The sequence below is a fragment of the Synechococcus sp. R55.4 genome (genome assembly GCF_047461935.1).
In the GTDB taxonomy this organism is placed as follows: domain Bacteria; phylum Cyanobacteriota; class Cyanobacteriia; order Thermostichales; family Thermostichaceae; genus Thermostichus.
Map to the genome: position 1 here is coordinate 1 of NZ_JANSIF010000091.1, position 1,761 is coordinate 1,761.

General features: G+C 59.6%; 1 protein-coding gene and 1 pseudogene. One reads left to right on the forward strand and one right to left on the reverse strand.

What is annotated here, in order from left to right; translation table 11 throughout:
* Positions 1-145: 145 nt before the first annotated feature.
* Positions 146-1,102, reverse strand: a complete 957-nt coding sequence (gene cysK, locus NW842_RS13895; RefSeq protein WP_414407658.1) for a cysteine synthase A — start codon at positions 1,100-1,102, stop codon at positions 146-148.
* Between the two features lie 193 nt (positions 1,103-1,295).
* Here cysK and NW842_RS13900 point away from each other — a divergent pair.
* A pseudogene (locus NW842_RS13900) lies at positions 1,296-1,761 on the forward strand (RNA-guided endonuclease TnpB family protein); the annotation flags it as partial.

Sequence of the window (1,761 nt, forward strand, 5' to 3'; positions counted from 1 at the left end):
GCGGACGAAGGGACTTGAACCCTTACGCCTTGCGGCACTAGATCCTAAGTCTAGCGCGTCTGCCGTTCCGCCACGTCACTCTCACCCATGCTAGCTCGCCCTCTGGGCCAGGGCGACCTGTAGGGCAGCAGTCTCAGCATCATCGTCATCTCGAATCGGAATCCCGCTCCAAGTCGCGAAAAAGAGGTGTGCTCAGGTAGCGTTCCCCAAAACTAGGCTGGATCATTACAATCCGCTTGCCAGCGTTTTCCGGTCGCCGCCCCACCTGGATGGCTCCCGCCAAGGCAGCCCCAGTGGAAATGCCGGAGAGGATCCCTTCTTCTTTGGCCAGGCGCCGGCTGTAGACCATGCTCTCTTCATCTTCCACTGGGATCACCTCATCCAGCAGGTCGCGCCGCAGCACATCAGGCACGAATCCCGCTCCGATCCCTTCAATGCGATGAAAGCCGGGCCGTCCACCACTCAAGACGGCACTGGCCTTGGGTTCAACGGCCACCAGTCGAATGGCTGGGTTTTTCCCCTTCAAAAACTCGCCCGCCCCCGTGATGGTGCCGCCGGTACCTACCCCTGCCACCAGGATATCCACTTGACCATCGGTATCTTCCCAAATTTCCGGGCCGGTGGTTCTGGCATGGATCTGGGGGTTGGCGGGATTGGTGAACTGGCCCAACATGTAAGCGTTGGGAGTGCGGCGGACGATCTCTTCAGCCTTCCAGATGGCTTCCCCCATGCCGCCGGCGCTACTGGCCAGGTGCACCTCTGCTCCGTAGGCTTTCAACAGCAGTCGCCGCTCCAGGCTCATGCTCTCAGGCATGACGATGATGAGCCGGTAACCCTTGGCAGCAGCGGCCATGGCCAGGCCAATGCCGGTATTGCCAGAGGTGGGCTCCACCAAGATGGTCTTGCCGGGGGTGATCAAACCGGCCTGTTCGGCAGCCTCGATCATGCTGACGGCAATGCGGTCTTTCACCGAAGCAGCAGGGTTAAAGCTCTCCAATTTCACCACGATCTCGGCCAGGCACCCCTCCGATTGCGGGATCCGATTCAACCGCACCAGCGGGGTGCGACCGATGAGCTGGGTGATGTTGGCGGCGATTTTCATGGCTAACAAAAAGGAAGAAACCATCGCGGCAGTGGGCCCTAGCCCTTAACTCCGGAGCAACCGAGGGCCTTACGCGAGGCTAACCCTTGAATAAGCTCCTTGGCATGCCCCTTTCAGCTTACTAGCGCAGGAGCCCCGCCCTCTGTCCACAGGGCGAGGGTCGGGAAGAATGCGGAGTTACGATGATATAACCATGACCCAAGTCCTGACCATTTCCTGCAAGCTCAAGGTGTCCCAGTCGCAAGCCGCAAAGTTGGATGCGACCTTGGACGCCTTCGGCCAAGCCTTGAACTGGGTGAACCAGAACACACCGGAGAAGATCGCCAACGCCGTTAAGCTTCAGTCTCTGTGCTACCGCGAAATCCGTGCCCGGTTCGGCTTGTCCAGTAACTTGGCCGTACAGGTCTGCAGACGGATGGCCGGTGCCCGTAAAGTTGCCCGACAGAAAAACCGCCCCGTCAAGGCGTTCAAGGGGGGCTTTGCGACCTACGATGCCCGTATCTTCTCGTTCCGCGAGAAAGACTGGACGGTGTCGCTCACCACGGTGGAGGGTCGAGAGCGCTTTGAGCTGGCGATTGGCCGTTACCAGAGAGAACAGTTGGCAGGCTCCAATCCCAAATCGGCCACTCTGGTCAAGCGCAAAGACGGTTCCTACTCCA